At 58.4% G+C, this 18,218-nt stretch carries 18 protein-coding genes; 6 read left to right on the forward strand and 12 right to left on the reverse strand.

Annotation, left to right across the window (positions count from 1 at the left end; translation table 11 throughout):
* The 4 genes from mutM to VEG30_01910 form a co-directional block, all read left to right on the forward strand.
* The coding region (gene mutM, locus VEG30_01895; GenBank protein HXZ78650.1) for a bifunctional DNA-formamidopyrimidine glycosylase/DNA-(apurinic or apyrimidinic site) lyase at positions 1-704 on the forward strand (704 nt) is incomplete at its 5' end.
* 95 nt (positions 705-799) lie between these two features.
* Positions 800-1,864 (forward strand): ROK family protein, encoded by a 1,065-nt coding sequence (locus VEG30_01900; GenBank protein ID HXZ78651.1) that lies wholly within the window; start codon positions 800-802, stop codon positions 1,862-1,864.
* A gap of 165 nt (positions 1,865-2,029) precedes the next feature.
* Positions 2,030-2,530, forward strand: a complete 501-nt coding sequence (locus VEG30_01905) for a hypothetical protein (GenBank protein ID HXZ78652.1) — start codon at positions 2,030-2,032, stop codon at positions 2,528-2,530.
* Complete coding sequence (locus VEG30_01910; protein ID HXZ78653.1) at positions 2,527-2,949, forward strand: type II toxin-antitoxin system VapC family toxin; 423 nt, start codon at positions 2,527-2,529, stop codon at positions 2,947-2,949. Before VEG30_01905 ends, VEG30_01910 begins: the two co-directional genes overlap by 4 nt.
* Positions 2,950-3,030: 81 nt before the next feature.
* Here the strand turns inward: VEG30_01910 and hisC are convergent, their stop codons facing one another.
* The 7 genes from hisC to VEG30_01945 form a co-directional block, all read right to left on the reverse strand.
* Positions 3,031-4,170 (reverse strand): histidinol-phosphate transaminase, encoded by a 1,140-nt coding sequence (gene hisC / locus VEG30_01915; protein HXZ78654.1) that lies wholly within the window; start codon positions 4,168-4,170, stop codon positions 3,031-3,033.
* A gap of 191 nt (positions 4,171-4,361) precedes the next feature.
* Complete coding sequence (locus tag VEG30_01920) at positions 4,362-5,129, reverse strand: pseudouridine synthase (GenBank protein HXZ78655.1); 768 nt, start codon at positions 5,127-5,129, stop codon at positions 4,362-4,364.
* A gap of 39 nt (positions 5,130-5,168) precedes the next feature.
* Positions 5,169-5,882, reverse strand: coding sequence for an SMC-Scp complex subunit ScpB (gene scpB, locus VEG30_01925; protein ID HXZ78656.1), 714 nt, complete (start codon positions 5,880-5,882; stop codon positions 5,169-5,171).
* Positions 5,883-5,992: 110 nt separating this feature from the next.
* Entirely contained in the window at positions 5,993-6,883 is an 891-nt protein-coding gene (locus VEG30_01930) for a segregation/condensation protein A (GenBank protein HXZ78657.1), read from the reverse strand.
* The gene (gene trpS / locus VEG30_01935; GenBank protein ID HXZ78658.1) at positions 6,883-7,926 is read right to left on the reverse strand and encodes a tryptophan--tRNA ligase; all 1,044 of its coding nucleotides are present in this window, start codon (positions 7,924-7,926) and stop codon (positions 6,883-6,885) included. The genes VEG30_01930 and trpS overlap by 1 nt, the downstream gene beginning before the upstream one ends.
* On the reverse strand, positions 7,926-8,597 hold the full coding sequence (locus VEG30_01940) for a site-2 protease family protein (GenBank protein ID HXZ78659.1): 672 nt from the start codon (positions 8,595-8,597) through the stop codon (positions 7,926-7,928). Before VEG30_01940 ends, trpS begins: the two co-directional genes overlap by 1 nt.
* Positions 8,598-8,853: 256 nt before the next feature.
* Positions 8,854-10,164 (reverse strand): hypothetical protein, encoded by a 1,311-nt coding sequence (locus tag VEG30_01945; protein HXZ78660.1) that lies wholly within the window; start codon positions 10,162-10,164, stop codon positions 8,854-8,856.
* A gap of 143 nt (positions 10,165-10,307) precedes the next feature.
* On the opposite strand from VEG30_01945, the gene VEG30_01950 reads away from it, so the two are divergent.
* Entirely contained in the window at positions 10,308-11,183 is an 876-nt protein-coding gene (locus tag VEG30_01950; GenBank protein HXZ78661.1) for a glycoside hydrolase domain-containing protein, read from the forward strand.
* 108 nt (positions 11,184-11,291) lie between these two features.
* Here VEG30_01950 and VEG30_01955 read toward each other — a convergent pair whose 3' ends face one another.
* Positions 11,292-12,107 carry an acyltransferase gene (locus VEG30_01955; GenBank protein ID HXZ78662.1) on the reverse strand — a complete coding sequence of 272 codons (816 nt, stop codon included), beginning with the start codon at positions 12,105-12,107 and terminating at the stop codon, positions 11,292-11,294.
* A gap of 238 nt (positions 12,108-12,345) precedes the next feature.
* On the opposite strand from VEG30_01955, the gene VEG30_01960 reads away from it, so the two are divergent.
* Positions 12,346-12,780, forward strand: a complete 435-nt coding sequence (locus tag VEG30_01960) for an antitoxin Xre/MbcA/ParS toxin-binding domain-containing protein (protein ID HXZ78663.1) — start codon at positions 12,346-12,348, stop codon at positions 12,778-12,780.
* A gap of 484 nt (positions 12,781-13,264) precedes the next feature.
* On the opposite strand, the gene VEG30_01965 is transcribed toward VEG30_01960, so the two are convergent.
* The 4 genes from VEG30_01965 to lepB (VEG30_01980) are packed head-to-tail and all read right to left on the reverse strand — an operon-like array spanning position 13,265 to position 18,118.
* The gene (locus VEG30_01965) at positions 13,265-13,885 is read right to left on the reverse strand and encodes a hypothetical protein (protein HXZ78664.1); all 621 of its coding nucleotides are present in this window, start codon (positions 13,883-13,885) and stop codon (positions 13,265-13,267) included.
* Positions 13,886-13,938: 53 nt separating this feature from the next.
* Entirely contained in the window at positions 13,939-16,491 is a 2,553-nt protein-coding gene (locus VEG30_01970; protein ID HXZ78665.1) for an AsmA family protein, read from the reverse strand.
* Positions 16,491-17,273, reverse strand: a complete 783-nt coding sequence (gene lepB / locus VEG30_01975) for a signal peptidase I (GenBank protein HXZ78666.1) — start codon at positions 17,271-17,273, stop codon at positions 16,491-16,493. The genes VEG30_01970 and lepB (VEG30_01975) overlap by 1 nt, the downstream gene beginning before the upstream one ends.
* A gap of 26 nt (positions 17,274-17,299) precedes the next feature.
* Positions 17,300-18,118 (reverse strand): signal peptidase I, encoded by an 819-nt coding sequence (lepB, locus tag VEG30_01980; GenBank protein ID HXZ78667.1) that lies wholly within the window; start codon positions 18,116-18,118, stop codon positions 17,300-17,302.
* Positions 18,119-18,218 lie beyond the last annotated feature (100 nt).

Here is an 18,218-nt window from a genome sequence, read left to right on the forward strand (position 1 = left end):
GGAGGGTGGGAAAGCATCTGGTGATCGACCTGGCGTCTTCGGATCGGGTAGAGGCGGGAGCGGGGAGAAGGTCTTCCGTGGACAAGAACAGTGCTCACGTGATGCAGAAGGGGCAGTGGATCATTCATCTCGGCATGACGGGGAGTGTGCTCGTCACGGATCCAGCCGCTGAAATCGAGAAACACACGCACCTGATCGCGAAGCTGGCGTCGGGAAGGGAATTGCGATTCGTCGACCCGCGGCGCTTCGGGAGGCTGGCGGTGGGGCGCGAGAGTTTCGCGGCTCCCGGCACTGAGCCGCTGGATATTGCATTCGAGAGCTTCGCAGCTTTGTTCCGCAAACGAAAGACGCCTATCAAAAGTGCGCTGCTTAATCAGAAACTGCTCAGCGGTGTGGGGAACATCTACGCCGATGAAGCGCTGTCGCGGGGTGGAATCCGGCCGAGGCGGCGGGCGGCGTCGCTGAGCCGCGCAGAGTTGAAGAAGCTGCATACATCGTTAAGGAGCGTGCTTAAGCAGGCGATTCGCGCCGGCGGTTCGTCGATATCCGACTACGTGGACGCGGACGGACAGCGCGGCCGTTTCCAGTTCCATCATCGTGTTTATGGGCGCGAAGGCCAGCCCTGCCAGGTTTGCAAGGCGCCGATCAAGCGTGTTGTGATCGCGGGCCGCAGCGCGCATTATTGCCCGAAGTGCCAGAGGTAGTGGGGACACGACCATTTCCCGCGCGTCCTTTGTGGTGGATGGTCGTGGGCGCAAGAATTCGCCATCCTGGGCCGGAAAATGCTAGGCTCCGCGCTATGAAGAGCTTCGCGATCGGCGTGGATCTTGGTGGCACGAACCTGCGAATTTCCGCCGTCGATGGTGAGGGAAACCTGCTGGAGAAAGTCACCACCGGCACCCACGTGTCCAAGGGGCGGGACTTTGTGATCGATGAAATGTGCGAAGCCATCCGCACACTCTCCGGCAAGTTTCAGAAGTCAGCTCAACTGGTGGGGGTGGGAATTGGTGTGCCGGGCATTATTGACAAGCGCACCGGGATGATACGGGAATCGCCGAATCTAGCTGGCTGGCACAACTATCCGGTGAAAGAGGAAATCGAGCGCCGGTTGGGAGCGCCAGTCATCCTGGAAAACGACGCCAACGCAGCCGCGCTGGGCGAAAACTGGCTGGGGGCGGCGCGCGGCATGGACGATATGTGCATGATCACACTGGGAACCGGCGTGGGTGGCGGCGTGGTTTTGCGCAACCAGATCTGGCACGGTATGACGGGAATGGCCGGCGAGTTCGGTCACATGACCGTTGATCCCAATGGACCGCAGTGCGGCTGCGGAAATACCGGTTGTGTTGAGCAGTATGCCTCCGCGAAGGCGGTGTTGCGCATGGCACGGGAAGCAGTCGCCAGCGGCAAGCCCACCGAAATCGTGCAACTGAGCCAGGGACCCGACGTGGAATTCAATGCCAAGGCGATTTTCAATCTCGCCCTGGAAGGCGATCAAGCGGCTAAGGCAATCTTCCATCAGGTGGGATGGGCGCTGGGCATCCTGATGGCCGATCTGGTCAACGCCTTCAATCTTCACATGTACGTGATCGGGGGAGGGGTTTCGAATGCATGGGAGGCCTTCGCTCCAGCGCTGTTCGACGAAGCGCGCAAGCGTTCGATGGTGTACGCCGCAACCGCACCACCGTCAGAAGCCGAGCCCAAAGGCGCAGCCGCAAAAATCACCGCGGGACCAGCCCCCAAGCTGAAGCAGACCATCATCACCCGCGCTTTGCTGGGAAGCGATGCGGGCTTGTACGGGGCCGCCCGGTTGCCATTGCTAAGCACGGAGACCAAGGTGCATGGCATGGGGCAGACGGCATAGGAGCGAGCACTCAGCAGTTACCGCTAACCATTCAGCACTTGGCATTCAACTGGCTGCCTCGGTTCGCTGCCATGCAGTTCGGCGCTAACCTGCGGAGTGAGCCACTACTTTGAATAACATGTAATACTTGGTATACTTTGAATATAGGAATTGAACGGAAGTTCTATGGCGACGGTTGCCCCTAAGGCACGGCTCAAGATTGCGGATGAAGTTTGGATCATCATGGCATTACTTCATCGAGAGCATCCAAACCGATTGGACTTTACAATCGAGGAGGTCATGGAGCGGGCACGAAAAGAGGGATTGACCCGCCACCTTCGATCCGGATTCTACGTTCATGTGGTTCAGCATTGTGTGGCCAATCGCCCTCCCAATCCTGGCCGCTACCGCATGCTTTTTGAGACGGCACCAGGCCGTCGGCGGATTTTTCGGGAGAGCGATTCCTATCATCCGCAGCGCGAGGGATCGAAGATCATGCCCTCCAGAGAGGACTTGCCCCCCAGGTATAGCGGGTTATTGGCCTGGTACCGTGCGTGGTCTTCGGCCGCTGCCACTAAGAGCCGGCAGGAGGATCCCTTGTTAAGCCTGCGCGGTTCTGGCAAACGGCTCTGGGCGAAAGAACACGCCGATGAGTACGTATGCCGGCTGCGAGAAGGCTGGGAATGAGCCGCATTTTCTGGGACACCAACATTTTCATTTATCTTTTCGAGGACTTTGGAGAACTGTCGAAAGCTGCGGCGAGCCTGCGTACAAGGATGCTGGCACGTGGAGATCGATTGCTGACCTCCACGCTGACTCTGGGAGAAATTCTTGTGAAACCTTTGGAAGCGGGTGATCTGGAGCTTTGCACAAAGTATGAGGAGGCGATCGCAAGCTCGTCGCTGGTGATACCTTTCGATCAGAATGCCGCCAAGATCTATGCTTCCATCCGACGCGATCGGGCGCTGCGCGGGCCCGACGCCATCCAGTTGTCTTGCGCAGCCGCAGCGCGAACAGACCTTTTCGTTACCAATGATGCGCGTCTTCAGGGAAAGCAAGTCGCTGGTATTCACTTCATTGTCCCGCTGGAACAGGCACCACTCTAACGATCAGCATGTGTGAGTGAAAAAGGCGTAGGAATTCGAAAGTGGGCTGATTCTTTCGACTCTAAGTTCCAAATCTGCAAGTTATCGTCGGTTGCTGACCGTGCCGACGGCCACCACTTTTTTCAGGGCTCCCAATAGAACCTGATTCTGCTGGGGTGTGCCGATGGTAATGCGCACAGCATGCGGACATCCCCAGGTTCCGGTCAGGGGACGCACAATCACGCCTTCCAATTCCAGGCGCCGGGCGAATTGCGCGGCATCCTCGCCGACATCCACATAGAGGAAGTTAGCCCAGGTAGGCAGCACGCGAAGGCCAAGTTCACTCATCCGGGCAGTGAGTTCTTGCGCGCCATAAGAATTGTTCTCCACCGCTTTCTGAATATGGGAGTGGTCACGCATTGCCGCCAGGGCTGCAGCCTGCGCGATGAAGGTAACAGAAAAAACGGGCTTGATGCGGGAGAGGTAATAGATCAGTTCGGCATGCGCGAAGCCATAGCCGATGCGCGCTCCTGCCAGCGCGTGCGCCTTGGAGAAGGTGCGCAAGACCACCACCTGCCGTCCCGCGCGAACATATTCCAGCGAACGCGAATACTCCACGCCGCGCTGAGCAGCGAAATGGCTTGCAAAATCTGAATAGGCTTCGTCCAGCACGGTCAGGACGTGAGCCGGCAGGGTATCGAGGAACTCTTCGATCTCGCTGGGAGGGAGCATGGAGCCGGTGGGGTTATTGGGGTTGGCGATGAAAATCACGCGCGTGTCGGCGTCCACCGCGGCCCGGATTGCCTTGAGGTCAAAGCCATCGTTTTTCATCGGAACGCGAATCAGCTTGCCTCCGGCGGCTTGCGTCACGATAGGGTACTGCATGAAGGAGCGTTCGCTGGTGATGGCGTTCAGTCCAGGAGCGAGCAGAGCGCGACAAAGGATGTGCAGGAATGCAGTTGATCCCGCGGTCACCAGGACCTGGGTAAAATCCATATCGTGCTTAGCTGCCAACACATGCCTCAAGGCGGCGGTGTCGGCTTCGGGATAGAGATGAACCTCGGTCGAAGCCTGGCGGATCGCCTCCAGCGCCAGCGCAGAAGGCCCAAACGGGTTTTCGTTGGAAGCCAGTTTTATGCAGGTAACGCCGCTCTCCGTCTCCGCCTGCCGGACTGACTTGCCCGGCACATACTCACCCATACCGCGAATGTGCCCAGGGACGAGATGATCGAATTTGCTCATGCCATTGTTGTTTGTATCACAGCCGGGTATTTTGATTCTGCCTGGCCCTCTAACAGGTTGCGGAAAAGGCGTCTCTGCGAGGGATGGTTTTCCTCAGCGGCTCACGCCGGACTGAGTTCGCAGCGCCAGGGACGGCCTGAAGGCCGTCTCCTTCAAAACGCTCCACAAGTGGCGGATTTGTCCTCAGCCTCTCAAGCCGCGCGAATCATGCTTCTCAGCCGAGCGACTTCTGCCGGCCTGAGCTCGCGGAATCTGCCTGGTTCGACGTCCAGTTCCAGTGGGCCGTAGCGGATACGCTTGATTTTTTCCACGTGATGTCCGATCTCTTCGAACATACGACGAATTTGCCGGTTGCGCCCCTCGATGAGCGTGACTTCGTACCAGGGATTCGCGCCCTCGCGCGCCTGACGAATTTTTGCTGGAGCAGTTCTGATGGCGCGAGCTTCTGATGCCCGCTTCTTTTCGCCGGGACGTGCCTGGAGAGGGCGCAGGGTGACTCCCCGGCGGAGCTTTTCGATGGCCTCAGCCGATGGCTCGCCGCTGACCTTCACCAGGTAAGTCTTCGGCACATGCGAACTGGCGTGCATCAGCTTCTGGGCTAAAGCTCCATCGTTGCTCATGAGGACCAGGCCTTCGCTGAGGTAGTCGAGGCGGCCGATGGGATAGACGCGCGCTTTCACGCCGCGCAACAGGTCCATGATAGTGGGGCGGCCCTCGGGATCAGAAACCGTGGTTACATAACCTTTGGGCTTGTTGACCAGAAGATACACGTGGGTTTCGGAGGGTTTCAGCAGCCTGCCGGAAACGCGAATGTGATCATGTTGCGGGTCGGCTTTTGTGCCCAGCTCGGTGACGACTCTTCCGTTGACGCTGACCTGGCCTCCCTCGATGAGCTTCTCCGCATGCCGGCGGGAAGCGATTCCGGCAGCGGCGATAATCTTTTGCAGACGCTCTTGCATGGATAGGTGAGCCGAGGGCCGTTAATTCAGTGACAGTATCTAATGTCGATGCAATTCGGCGGACTCTGGCTGCTGTTCGTGTTCGCTGGTCGTAGCTCTCGGTTCGGAGCTTGATGAATGAGTCTGGGTTGTCTCCGTACCGTGCGGATTGGCAAACATCTCGCCCTGGACCTCGTTGGCGATGAGCTTTTCGAATTCTTCGATGCTGGGCAGCTCGCTGACATCCTTCAAGCCGAAGCGAAGCAGGAAATCCTTACTGGTCTTATAAAGGATGGGGCGGCCGATGACAGCCTTTCGTCCCGCGGTGGTGATGAGCTTGCGATCCAAGAGTGTGGCCAGTACGCCGCTGGAGTCAACGCCGCGGATTTCCTGAATCTCGGGCGCGGTAATCGGCTGCTTGTAGGCAATGACGGCCAGCGTCTCCAGCGCTTGCAGCGACAGCCGGATCGGCGGCTTCAGGCTCTTAGCGAAACCACGCACCGCGTCGTGGTGTTCCGGCTTGGTGGCCATTCGGTAGCCGCCGGCGACCATGCGAATCTCCATCCCACGATCGGAGCTGGAATATTCCGCAATCAGTTCGTCGGCTAAAGCGCTGAGGCGGCTCTTCACTGCGGACAGTGTAGAGGCATCGGCTTCGGAGGCCAGATTCTGCTCGGCAATCACGTCTTGCTGAAGGACGGCTGCGAGCTGCTCCAGCGATACCGGTTCCTCGGCTGCGTAGATGATGGCTTCAAGTTTCCCTTTAAGTGACATCGCTTTGTTTAACTCGTAAACACTCTGCTGATCCTCAGTGATTCCGTCGAGGCTGCTCCTCGACCTGAACGGACGAGACGTCCGTTCGCACACGAGCTTGGGTTCTGCCATCAGCGCCAATCATCGCGGACTGCGGCCTCCTGGCTGAGCACACTCTCGAAATGTGCGCTTTTCTTCACCAGAATCTCTCCAAAGGAGCGTTCCTGGCGCAGAAGGATGGCCTGCAGCCGCACCAGCTCGAGCAGCGCCAGGAAAGCGCAAATCAAAGTGCGTTGCGAATTCACGCTGCGCAACAGCTGCTTGAGCCGGACCGGCTTGTCTTCGAGCATCAGCCGGCGGCGGAAATAATCAATCATCTGACCGACGGTGACGGTTTCTTCATCCACCTGCAGGACTGGGCGCTGCCTGGCGCGCTCCAGGATCTGCTGGAAGGTGCGGACCAGGTCAACGACATCGGCAGCAAGCTCGGCCTCGGTACCTTCCGCATCGTGAAATTCCTTCAGCGCGGGATTTGTCCAGACCGCGTTCTCAATTTGCTGGCGCTGCAAGAGCATCTGCGCGGCCATCTTGAATTTTTCGTGCTCCAGCAGCCGCTGCACGAGTTCATTGCGCGGATCGTCTTCCAAAGTTTCCGGGGCGTCGGGATCCCGCGGCAGCAAAAGCCGGCTCTTGATCTGGATCAGCACCGACGCCATGTAGATGAACTCTGCCGCCAGGTTCACATCCAGTTCGCGCATCCGCTCCACGTAGTGCAGGTACTGTGCCGTGATTTGGGCGATGGGGATGTCGTAAATGTCGATGTCCTGCTTGCGAATGAGATCAAGCAGCAGGTCGAGGGGGCCGTCGTAGATATCGCCGAGAGTGATAGCAAAAGGGAATTCCTGGCGACTGCCGGACTTCTCAGGTGCACCAACGACGCCAGGCTTATTCAAGGATTGAGGCCCCGCTGCTTTTGCGGCGACGCCAGCATGCTCCGACGAATTGTGGAGGTTTTCCGACATTAACTCTTGCTCTGCTGCTCCTCAGCGAGTGGCGCCTGGTAATCGTGGGAGAAGTTCATGGACTCACGCACGTCGGACATAACGACTTCCGCTGCCATGCCGGCGCGTTCCGATCCCGCCTCAAGGATATCCCACACCAGCTTAGGATTCTGCTCGTATTTCTGGCGCCGCTCCTGGATGGGCTTGAGCCTGTCGACGATGGCGTCGGCGACCCAGCTTTTGCAGTCCAGGCAGCCTATGCCTGCGGTGGTACAACCCACTTCCACATTGTGGATCGTTTCTCTGCTGCTGAAGATCTCATGCAACGCGTAGACAGGGCAGACATGAGGATTGCCGGGATCGGTGCGCCGCACGCGGGCCGGATCGGTGACCATGGGCTTCAACTTCTGCCGGATGACGGGCTCTGGATCGCTGATCAGGATGGCGTTGTTGTAGGACTTCGACATCTTGCGGCCGTCCGTGCCGGGAAGCTTGGCGGCGGGAGTCAGAAGCGGCTGCGGCTCGGGAAAGACACCGCCGTAAAACTGATTGAAGCGGCGGGCGATCTCGCGTGTCAGTTCCACATGCGGGACCTGGTCCTCACCCACGGGGACATAATCGCCGCGATAGATGAGGATATCCGCTGATTGCAGGACCGGATATCCGAGAAAGCCGTAGGTGCCGAGATCCTTGTCCTTGATATTCTCGCGCTGCTCTTTGTATGTAGGAACGCGCTCCAGCCAGCCCAGCGGCGTAATCATCGAGAGCAGCAGGTGAAGCTCGGCATGCTGCGGAACGTGCGACTGTAGAAAGAGGGTGGATTCGTCGGGATCGAGCCCGGAGGCCAGCCAGTCGACCATCATTTCCACAATGCTTTGCTTGATGCGTGAGGTGTCGGCGTAGTCGGTCGTGAGGGCGTGCCAGTCGGCGACGAAGTAATAGCATTCGTACTGACGTTGCAGCCTGGCCCAGTTTTCGAGCGCGCCCACCAGGTGGCCCAGGTGCAATTTTCCAGTCGGCCGCATGCCGCTCAACACGCGGCCTTTTTTGTTGATCTCGGGCATTAGAGTCTCGCGAGGACAGCGGCGAAGAATGTCAGGATCGGCGCCATCAGGAAACGGATAACAGGTCCACCTATCAGAAACAATATCACCAGCCCGGCGATGCCCATGGTGTCGTAAATCCTGCGCGCTCCATCCGGCAACATGTGCCGGAGAACGTGGCTGCCGTCCAGCGGCGGAATAGGGATGACATTAAATGCCGCGAGCAGCACGTTGATGTACATGAATTCGTAGAGCAGCACGGTGATGGGCATCAGAATCGAGTTGGTTTCCGGCGCGATGCCGTGCACCAGCGCGCGTCCCAAGGGCGAGGAAAGGGCAACCAGGGCCAGACCCAGAACGGCGAAGCTGGCGACGATCAAATTGCTGATCGGGCCGGCGAGAGAGACGAGAATATCGTCACGTACAGGATTTTTGAAATGGCGCGGGTCCACCGGAGTGGGCTTGGCCCAGCCAATCACGGGGAAGTGGCTGATCATGGCAATAGCCGGCAGCAGGATAGTGCCAATTGGGTCGATGTGCTTGATGGGGTTCAAAGTAATGCGTCCCAGCATGCGGGCGGTGGGATCGCCGCAGCGATTGGCCGTCCACGCGTGCGCCGACTCATGCACGCTGATAGCAAACAGAAAGGCAATGACCTGGAACAGTATTTCAACCAGTCGCTGTGGATTCATCCGAGTCCGTTGATGGTAACACGTGGGTGCAGCGGGGATGGGTGCTCGCGAAGTTGTCGAGTCTTCCGCCTCGGCCTCCCACGTTAGCCAAAAGGAGGCTAGAAATGGGGACACGCTCGAGTCAGTTCCCAAATGAAAAGGCGTTCTTCCCCGGCGCGCGAAACGCAAGGTCCTTCGACTCGGACGCGGATCGGTTAAGCGCGTCTTCGCTCAAGATGACAGACTGAAACTTGTCAGTCAGAGTGAACCTTTATTCTCACTGATTCTGCTGCAGGTGCAGCGCCGGAGAAGTCGCAGGATCCACCTGAATCTCGATCCGGGTGTTGTGCGGAAATTCCACGTTGCTGCCGCGCGCGATGAAACGCATGTACAAAGTGCGGCCGGTGGCGAACAGGCCTATGCCCGCTCCGACATAACGCGAGCCGGAGGCGATACCGATGATGCGGGTGACCAGGCCAAAACCGTTGCTAGCGGCGCCGGTAGAGAAGACGGTGGCCTCATCATCGTGCAGCGTGGCCGCTGAAATCAAAGCCATCACCAGCGGACCGGCAAGGCCGTTGTTTTTGGCTTGCAGTCCTCCTTCGGCGTCCATCTGGACGTTGGCCTCGCTGCCGGTCTGAGCGGAGGTGGTGGTGCCGTGGATGCTCTGCTGGAACCCGGCAGGAAATTGCATTTCGCGGAAAGCGAATCGCAGGACGCCGTTTTTGCCCCACTTGTCTGCGGGAAGGGATTGCGTTACGGATCCCACAAGCAACGTCCCCTGGGGCACGACGAGTTGGTTTTGCTTGTCAAAGAGAGGCTCGGTGACTCTGGCGGTCACCGGGACGCCACGCTGCGCATCTTTGGAATTCAGGTCGGTCAGCAAAAGCGCGTGCAGGCGGGCGGGCTCTTCCAATCCCGGTTTTTTCTTGTCCGCGACCGGAGTGGAGGAAACAACCGGCATAGCCACCGTCTGCGTCAGCTCAGCGTTGTACTCCAGTCCGGCATCGACCGTCTCGGGATGATAGGGCAGCTGGTGGTATGCGAATTTTTTCAAACGATCAGCTTTGCCCGGTGCTTTTACGGTATTGATGGCGGCAGTCTTGCGGCCATTCAGGTCGGCGACCAGCCGTTTCATCCATGAAGGACGGCGGGAAGCTGAGCCCAGGCTTTCGATGTGGACCGTCTGAACGCCTTGTTGAGTGGGGGCGGTTTCGATGGAAAACTCGTTGCCATCCGAAGTTCGAACCTGATCGAAGCGCACGCGGGCCTCATGCAGCGGGGTGAAATCGCCCTGCAGCTTCGCGGCAGTTCTTCGCTTGGAGGAAGCAGGAACGATCTCGACCACCTGCCCGGTTACGATCGCGCCTTGCGGGATGGTGAGATGGTTGGCAACGTAAACCGGCTCCAGTGTGTGGCCGCGAACCGGGGCTCCAGGCTTCATCCTGGAATCGGCATCAAGCTGCACGTGGAGAACCGTTCCGGGTTCGAGCGTCTCTTTCGCAGACGCCGCATCGGCAGCCCGCATGAATTGCGAGGACAGGCACAGAAACAATGCGGCGAGGAAGAAACGTCTAATGCTACACATCGTGGCCCACCAACCCCAAAAAGTTTAGCCTTGAAACCGGAATACGTCCAATCGGCCCCGGAAATATTCATAAGATGTAAGTTTTGAGTAAGATGGCTAGCCGATGCTGAAGTGGTGCTACACGGTGTGGGTACAATGCGGAAATGGTGAAACTGTCCCGGATCGGAGGGCTAGGAGTTCTCGCAAGCTGCCTTCTGGTGACAGCGGCTTCAGCAATCGGACCAGGCGGCGATCACCGGCATCAGGAGGGCCGGTATTACCTGGGGTTTGACCGCAATCGGTACCCCGGGGACGAACTGCTGACTTCGCTGGCGGAGACCTTTGCTTACACCGGCTATTGGCTCAACAACCCTCCCGGGGAGAGCGACAACACCTGGTTAGGAAAACGGGCCGCAGTGGAGGTTGCCGGGCTGGGGTTCCTGGTGCTCTTCAATGGGCGAACCGATTCGCAGATCAAAGCACGGCCCAACGCGAAGGATCTGGGCATTGCCGACGGCAAAGCGGCGGTCGCGGCTGCCGAAGGGGAAGGCTTTCCGCCGGGAACGATTATCTTTCTCGACCAGGAGGAAGGCGGACGCCTGCTCACGGAGCAGCGCGAGTATCTTCTGAACTGGATAGACACGGTGAACAATTCCAAGTTTCGCGCTGGAGTCTACTGCTCCGGCATAGCCGCGAAGGAAGGTCGCGCGACCATCACCACGGCGAATGACATTGCGCAAGCTGCGGGGAAGCAGAAAGTGGTCTTTTGGGTGGCCAATGATATGTGTGGCCCGTCGCCGGGTTGTTCTTTTCCTGCCAGTCCTCCGTCGCCCTGGGAAAGCGGAATCAAGTTTGCAGATGTTTGGCAGTACGCACAGTCTCCCAAGCGCGAGCCATTTGCTTCCGCTTGCCGCAACTATGCGGAAGACAACAACTGCTATCCGGTGGGATTCGAGCCCAATTCGCGGCTGTTCGTCGATTTGAATACCGCCACTTCAGCGGACCCGTCGCACGGGCGCTCGAAGGCAGCGGGAGATTGAGCAGGAATTTCTTCCGAGGCTTCGTCTCGACCTCCAACCCGAGCCAAGGGACCGGGTCCCTCGCTGCGCTCGGGATTTCGCCTGCCGGGCTCACGCCCGCAATACGGCTCAAGATGGGGCACCCTCAAGTTTTTTGGCGTCGGGAGCGATGGTCTTAACCTTCACGGTCTTGGCCGGAATTCCCGCCACGATGTGATAGTCGTCGACATCTTTTGAGGCGACGCCCATCGAACCAACCAGGCCATGCTCGCCAACTTTTACCCCGCTCATCACGGTTGCGTGATAAGTGATGCGCGCCTTGGGACCGATCTCGGTTTTGTGATTGCTCACAATCATGCCGTCATTGAGATCGTGGGAATGGGAGTAAACGTTGGCATAATCGGAGACTGAAGTGCCGGCGTGGATGATGATCTCGCCGCGGTCGTCGAGCAGAACATATTTGTGGATGACGCAATTGTCTTCAATGGTCAGGTTGTATCCGAACGAGACCTCGACGCCATGAAAGATCTTGACGTTTTTGCCCAGGTGCTTGAGCACGTGACTGGCGATCATGTAGCGCATGCGAAATCCTAGCCAATGATTCAGGCCCAGGGGTGAGCGGTCAAACATCATCCAGAACCAGATGAGCGGCTTGCGTTCGGCATACTTTTTGGCGTCGACGTCGCCATAGTACTCAGGCTCGAGTGTGGCATTGCGGGGATCGAAGGAATTATGAAGGGCGAGGCTGCTCAGGGTTTGTTTTGCAGGATCAGGCGGCACGAAAGGGGCGCCCAGGTAGATGCCATACAGCGCCTCTCGCACTACGGCACTGCGATGGTCGGGATCGGGATTCTGGAACTCCCGATCGAGCTCATCGATCCAGCTCAGGAAGGCCTTTTCTGCTGCGGGAGTGGGATTCAGCACACGATATTCGTAACGCGGCATAAGTACACTCGCATGCGCCAGTGGCGCTTAGGGTTTGGAAATTCTAAATGGCTTAGCTCGCTCGGGGGAATGGCAGAACCAGTCCAGGGGTAAACTGCAACGTCATAAGACCGTTTCACTTGAAGCGGCCCCCCCCTCAAGTCAGCAGAAGGCTTCCGTGGGCCACGCGGCCCGCCGCGGTTATCCGCAGGTTGCGCTTTGTGGCCAAATGGCCTATAATAGTTAGCCAGAGGGCCACATGGAAACTCAAGCGATTGCCGAGATTTTAGGCGGCCGGCGGGTGCTCGGACGAGCAGTAAAGAATCGTGACGATCTGGCACGACTAGTGCGTGAAGGCTTGCCGGCGAATTCCGTGATCGCACTTGCCGAGAAGCTCCATATTGGCAATATCGTTCTATCGGGAAAGCTGGGAATTCCGCAGCGTACGCTGACTCGTCGACTCAGTCAGCATTCCCGCCTCACGGCTGCGGAATCGGATCGAACCGTCCGCTTAGCGCGCGTCTTCGCCAGTGCTGTCGAGATGATTGGAGATGAAGAGAAGGCGGTGGAATGGCTTCGCACGCCGAATCGCGCCTTGGGTGGCGACCGGCCATTGGACCAACTGGATACTGACCTGGGAGCCCGAGCGGTCGAGGATGTCCTTGGCCGTATTGCGTACGGCGTGTATAGCTGATGCGGTGCTGGAGAATATGCCGCCAGCGATACGCCGCCGACGCCGCAAACGGGGAAGGTGCACGTCTCTACGGCGGACGCTGGAACAGCCGTGGCGTACGCGTGGTATATGCCTCGAGCTCACTTGCGCTTGCTGCGGTCGAAATCTTCGTTAATCTTGAACCGAACCTGAGGCCAGGCGATTTGGTATTTATCGAAGGCGAAATCCCGGATGCGCTCAGGATTGAGCGGCTTGAGCTCGACGCACTGCCAAGAGTCTGGTATCGCTCGAGAGACGAATCGCTGCGCCGCTTTGGTGACGATTGGATCCGGACCGGAAACAGCGTGGGACTCCTTGTCCCTTCCGCAGCCATTCGAGGGGATTGGAATATTTTGCTGAATCCTGCTCATTCTGACTTTCCGAAGGTCACCTTTCACACTCCGCAGCCGTTTGAGTTTGATACACGAATGTTCCGTTGAACTGCCAGACCGCGCCGACGAGCCCATCACTTCTGGATCAGTGTGACTTTGTGGTCGCCGACCTGGGTCTGATTCACGCGATACGGCATCTGAAAAGTGCTGTCGAGTCCCAGGTCCGGATATTTGGGGCGCACGAACTTGTCCACGAAGTATTCCAGCGCCGAACGCGGAACTTGGACTCCGTTGATCGCGACCGAGTCGATATGAACTTGCCCGGTGCCTTCGGATCCTGATGCGTGGGCAGAGACCTGCACCTGATTGGTGCCGCGGAACAACGACATCAGCGGATTAGAACGGTAGCGGCCGGCGGTAACCTGATCGAAATCGACCAGAGCGTCGGCGTGGACGATACCAGGTGAGCCTGTGAACTGTAGCCTCTGAATGCCGGCGGGCAGCTGCACATCCCGAGATGCGAGATAAGTGTTCACTTCCCGTTCGCTCAGAACCGTAGGACTGGGATCGGGAGGTTGTCGCTGAGCATTCTCCTGGATGTGCTGGAACTTGTGCCTGGCACTCTCCAGCGCGGCGTTGTACATCGCTTGCGTGCCGGATGGAGGCGGTGACTGCGCCGGCAAGAAAGCGGAAGGGAGCAGAAGGGCAAGCATGAAGGCAGATACGAGTCCGGCAGCGGGCTGCAAGCCGGCCATATGCGGACTTGGATTCTTGCTTGTACGTGGTGGCTGGCCTGGTTGCACCGCGATTACCTGAGCGACGCTTCACCGACGAGAGTCACCTTAGGCTTTTCCAAGGTGCCGCCGAGGGAAATCTGATGTCCGCCATCGCGCACCAGATTCAAGCCCAATTCACGTCCGAGAGAAGCTGTGCCGCTTACCTGATAGATGCCGCCAGGGGCTTCTAATTTGCCTTCGGCCAGCTTGAGCACTCCCCGGTTCAATTCGGCAGAAGCAGTGAAATGTCGCACCAGGAGCGGCTTGCCATCGCCATTGAGGAACACACGCGGCAGTAGTCCATCCCGCCAGTCAAACTTGGCGGTGCCGGTAGCGGATTCAAGAAGTTGATCACTGTCCCAACCGCTGGCGCTGCCCTGATAACTGGCGGTCATCTGTCCGCTGGCCCAGGCGTCCTTCATGAGGGCCGCGACTTGGGCCATGGACACACGCAGCAGAGAGCCCTGGGAGTGATAAACCGGTACTTCGCCGGAGAAATTCGCCGAGATGTCGGTCAGAAAGGCACCACCCAGAGCTTCGCCGCGCAGGTTGCTGATCAGCAATTTGTCGGGGCGGATTTCGACATCGGCGATGGCGTGGCTGGCGAGCACAGTCTTGAGCGTCAGCTTTCCGACACTTACCCGTCCCTTGGCGTATAAAGTCGACCAAGGAGAGGGCTGAGAGCGGCCTTGAGGAAGAATGGCGTACCAGGGGCGCTTCCGGAATTTGGGGTTCACCAGAAGATTCAACTCATCGACAGCGACCTGGTCAGTTTTGAGATCGAAGGTCACGGCGCAATCGGGCGAGGGCTTGCAAGCAGTGGGGACCTGCAGGGTTCCGGTGATGGTGCCGTGGAGAGTGACGGTGTTGGCCGAGAGTCCGTCGATGGACATTTTGCCGTCTGCCGCGACCAGATTGGCGGAAGCGATGTGTAGAGGAGCATTTAGGCCCTCCCAGATAACGGTCGCGGCGCGCAGTTGTGCTTTTCCGGAGAATGAAGGCAGCTTAAAGCCGGACCATTCGCCCGCGAGGTGGGCATCCAATTTTGCGACTTGACCTTGCGCCTCGAAATTTCCTAATCCCAGGACTCGCGCAGCTTGCAGTAAGTTCTCTGCCTGCGCATCCCCCTGAATGTGGACGTCATAATCGGATCGGGATACCGACGCTTCGACGGCTACAGGTGCAGCTCCACCCAGAGGTACTGAGAAGGGTTGGAGCAGCAAGAGCATTTTGTCGGGAAGCAGGCCAGCGGAAATTTTCGGTGCTATCGGCGTTGTTTTCGTTCTCACACGCTTGATGGGCACTGCTTCGTAATTTTCTGTTCCTGGGCCGGCGAGCGTGAAGCTGGCTGGCTTCAGCGTAAGCGAAGAGGTCAGGACGCGCGAGCGCAGCTCGATGGCGCTGGTGCTGCCGTTTCCCGCCCAGAGCTTGTCGCCGCCAACCAGCGGGGTGCGCAAGGTGGCCATGGCATCCAGCTTCCCGGTGGCGGTCAGGTCATCGGGCATGCCCTGTTTCGCATGGCGTGCCAGATCAGCGAGGAATTGCGCGGGAAGGTTGTCGGCGGTGAAGCTGAGGTCATAGATGCGCTTTTCGGGCTGGCCAACAATGTTTCCTGAGGCCCGGAGGAATCCGCCGGCGGCGGGCGCTTCGCAAGAGAGATCGCGCCACTCATGACCGTGGATGCCAAATCTTCCGCTGCAACGCACAGCGAGCCGAAGGCTGCCGGTGCTGGCAATGTCGTAGCGGCGGAAGTCGCTGAGCGAGGCATCGGTGGCGAAACGCAAGTCCTGGGGAGTGCCTTTAAGGTCGGCGGAGACGCCGACGGTTCCGCGCCAGCCGCGGTCGCGGCCATAAGCAAGGTAAGTGAGCTGGCCAAGCTGGCCTCGCTCCCAAGAAAAGTGCAGGACCATGGGCATCTCTGCGAGGGAGGCGGCTCGCTGCAGAGTACCACTGAGTTTGACCGTGCCGGTATCACCGAGGTTGGCATCGGTGCGTATGGGTCTGGCCTCCAGGCGCATTCGCCACACATCCTCCGAGGCCAGCCACACGGCGAAATCCGTGTCGGCCAGAGCATAGACCTTCTTTTCCTGCCCGATCTTGAGATTCACGCGGCCGTTCAGGAATTCGACATAGGGGAAGCGGATGCGCGATTCTGGCCTGGGCTTTGCGGTGGGGGCGGCAGGGGTCTGACGAGCGCGCTCCAAAAGCGACTCGATGTTCCAGCGGCCATTAGCGCCGCGGACGAGATTGAAGCTGGGGTAGCGCAGGCTCAAGCTGGCGATCTCCAGACGTCCGCGCCAAAGCGAGGTCCAGCGCAGAGAGACGGACACTTCGTCGGCGCGAAGAATGGGTTCGGCGCTGATGCCGGGATCATCCGACACGATCAAACCATCCAGTTTCAGTCCCGGTGGAAGAAGGCTGAGATGAACGCCACGAACGCTGACGTCGCGCCCTAAGGCCTGACTCAAAGAGCGACCGACCATTGCCCGATAGCGGGTGAAATTAATCGCCGGCACCAGGAAGAGGGCCACGGCCAGGAAGAGTGCAATGGCAACGAAGAAGCGTTTTTGAGATTGCGTCAACATCAACGCACGAGATGAAACATCCGCCGCCAGCGGGTTTCATCGAAGAAGTGGAAGATAACTTTGCCAATGAATGCCAGCCGGTCCTCAAAGCTGGTCTTTAAGTATTGTCCCGCGGGAGTTTCGAAAGACCAATAGATGAACATGGGACGTCCCACGATGTTCTCTTGCGGAATGAAGCCCCAGTAACGGCTGTCATAGCTCACATCGCGATTGTCGCCCATTGCGAAGTATCGCTCCGGCGGAACCACGAGCTCACCATCCTTGGTATAAGAGCTCACGGAGAGGCGCCACTCGGGAGTGATCATACCCTCAGGCGCCACAACGTTGGGGAAGTTGTCGCGATAGGGATTGTAACTGCCGTTGTGGATGACGTAAGGTTCATCCAGTTGTTGGCCATTGCGAAAGACTGCCCCATCCCGCAGGCGGATGTGATCTCCGGGAATGCCGATGATCCGCTTTACGACGTAAAGACCAGGCTCAGCGGGGGAGAGAAATACCACAATGTCTCCGTGCCGCGGCTCGCGGTAGCGAATGACGGGTCCAACCCAATTCGTTTTGGGAGCCAGGGTCACGCGGTCGACAAATACATGATCCCCGATCAACAGAGTGTTTTCCATGGAGCTGGAAGGAATCTCGAAGGCCTGCAGGTTGAAGGTAATAATAAAGAGGCCTACGACCAGGACGAGGGCCATGGAAGCGATGAATTCCATGGGGGTCTCGCTCTTTTTTTCCGGTTTTCCGGGGGTATCAGCAGCGTTGTTCTTGCGGTTCTTGCCGACCAAGTCTGTTCCTGTCAATGCTTTGCCAATCACTTCACGCGCCGGAAGGTACGGTCCCAGCGGGTTTCCTTGAAAATATGGCTCATGCCGTAGAGGAAACGAGTTAGTTTAACACCCTCGCTATCGGCATAGTCGGGAATGGCGCTGTCCTTGTTCATCGACCAGTAGATGAACAAGGGACGTCCGACGATGTTTTCCGCGGGAACAAACCCCCAGTAGCGGCTATCCAGGCTTTCGTCGCGGTTGTCGCCCAGCGCGAAGTAGTGTTCGCTGGGCACGATCAGTTCGCCGCGTTCGACAAGCTTCCGCATCTGCGCCCACCACTTAGGATCAATCGCTGCAGGATATTGAGGATTCGGAAAATCGTCGCGAAAGGGGTCGCGGGAAGCTGACTTGTAAACCACGTAGCCCTTTTCATCGATGGGGTGGCCATTGACGAAGACCTGTTTGTTGGTAATTCGCACGCGATCGCCGGGCAAACCGACCACTCGCTTCACGAAGTGCTGCTGTGGGTTTACGGGGTAGCGGAAGACGATGATATCCCCGTGCTTGACGGGAGTGTAGGGAAGGATGTGTCCCCAGGCCCCGCCGCTGGCGTAGTCGATCTTATCCACCAGCAGATAATCGCCAATCAGCAAGGTGTCTTCCATGGACTCGGAGGGGATTTCAAACGCCTGCACCACGAAGGTCATCACGAAGACAGCAATGACCACTACCCCGGCGAGCCATTGCGCAACCCCAAACCATCCGGAATGATAATCTCCGCTCGCGGACTTCGATTTGGGTGTCGGGGACGCCTCGGCGACTACCGTGGCTGCGGATGATGGCCGCTCTGCTTGTTCGCTCATGCCTTGCTCATCTCGCCTTTCCGGCGGGTGCTCTCCCTTTTCAGCAAGGTTCGTAGATGCGCTAAGGCATCCTTGGCCGCAGCCTGCTCTCCTTCTTTCT

This window comes from Terriglobales bacterium (genome assembly GCA_035624455.1).
Taxonomy (GTDB): domain Bacteria; phylum Acidobacteriota; class Terriglobia; order Terriglobales; family Acidobacteriaceae; genus DASPRM01.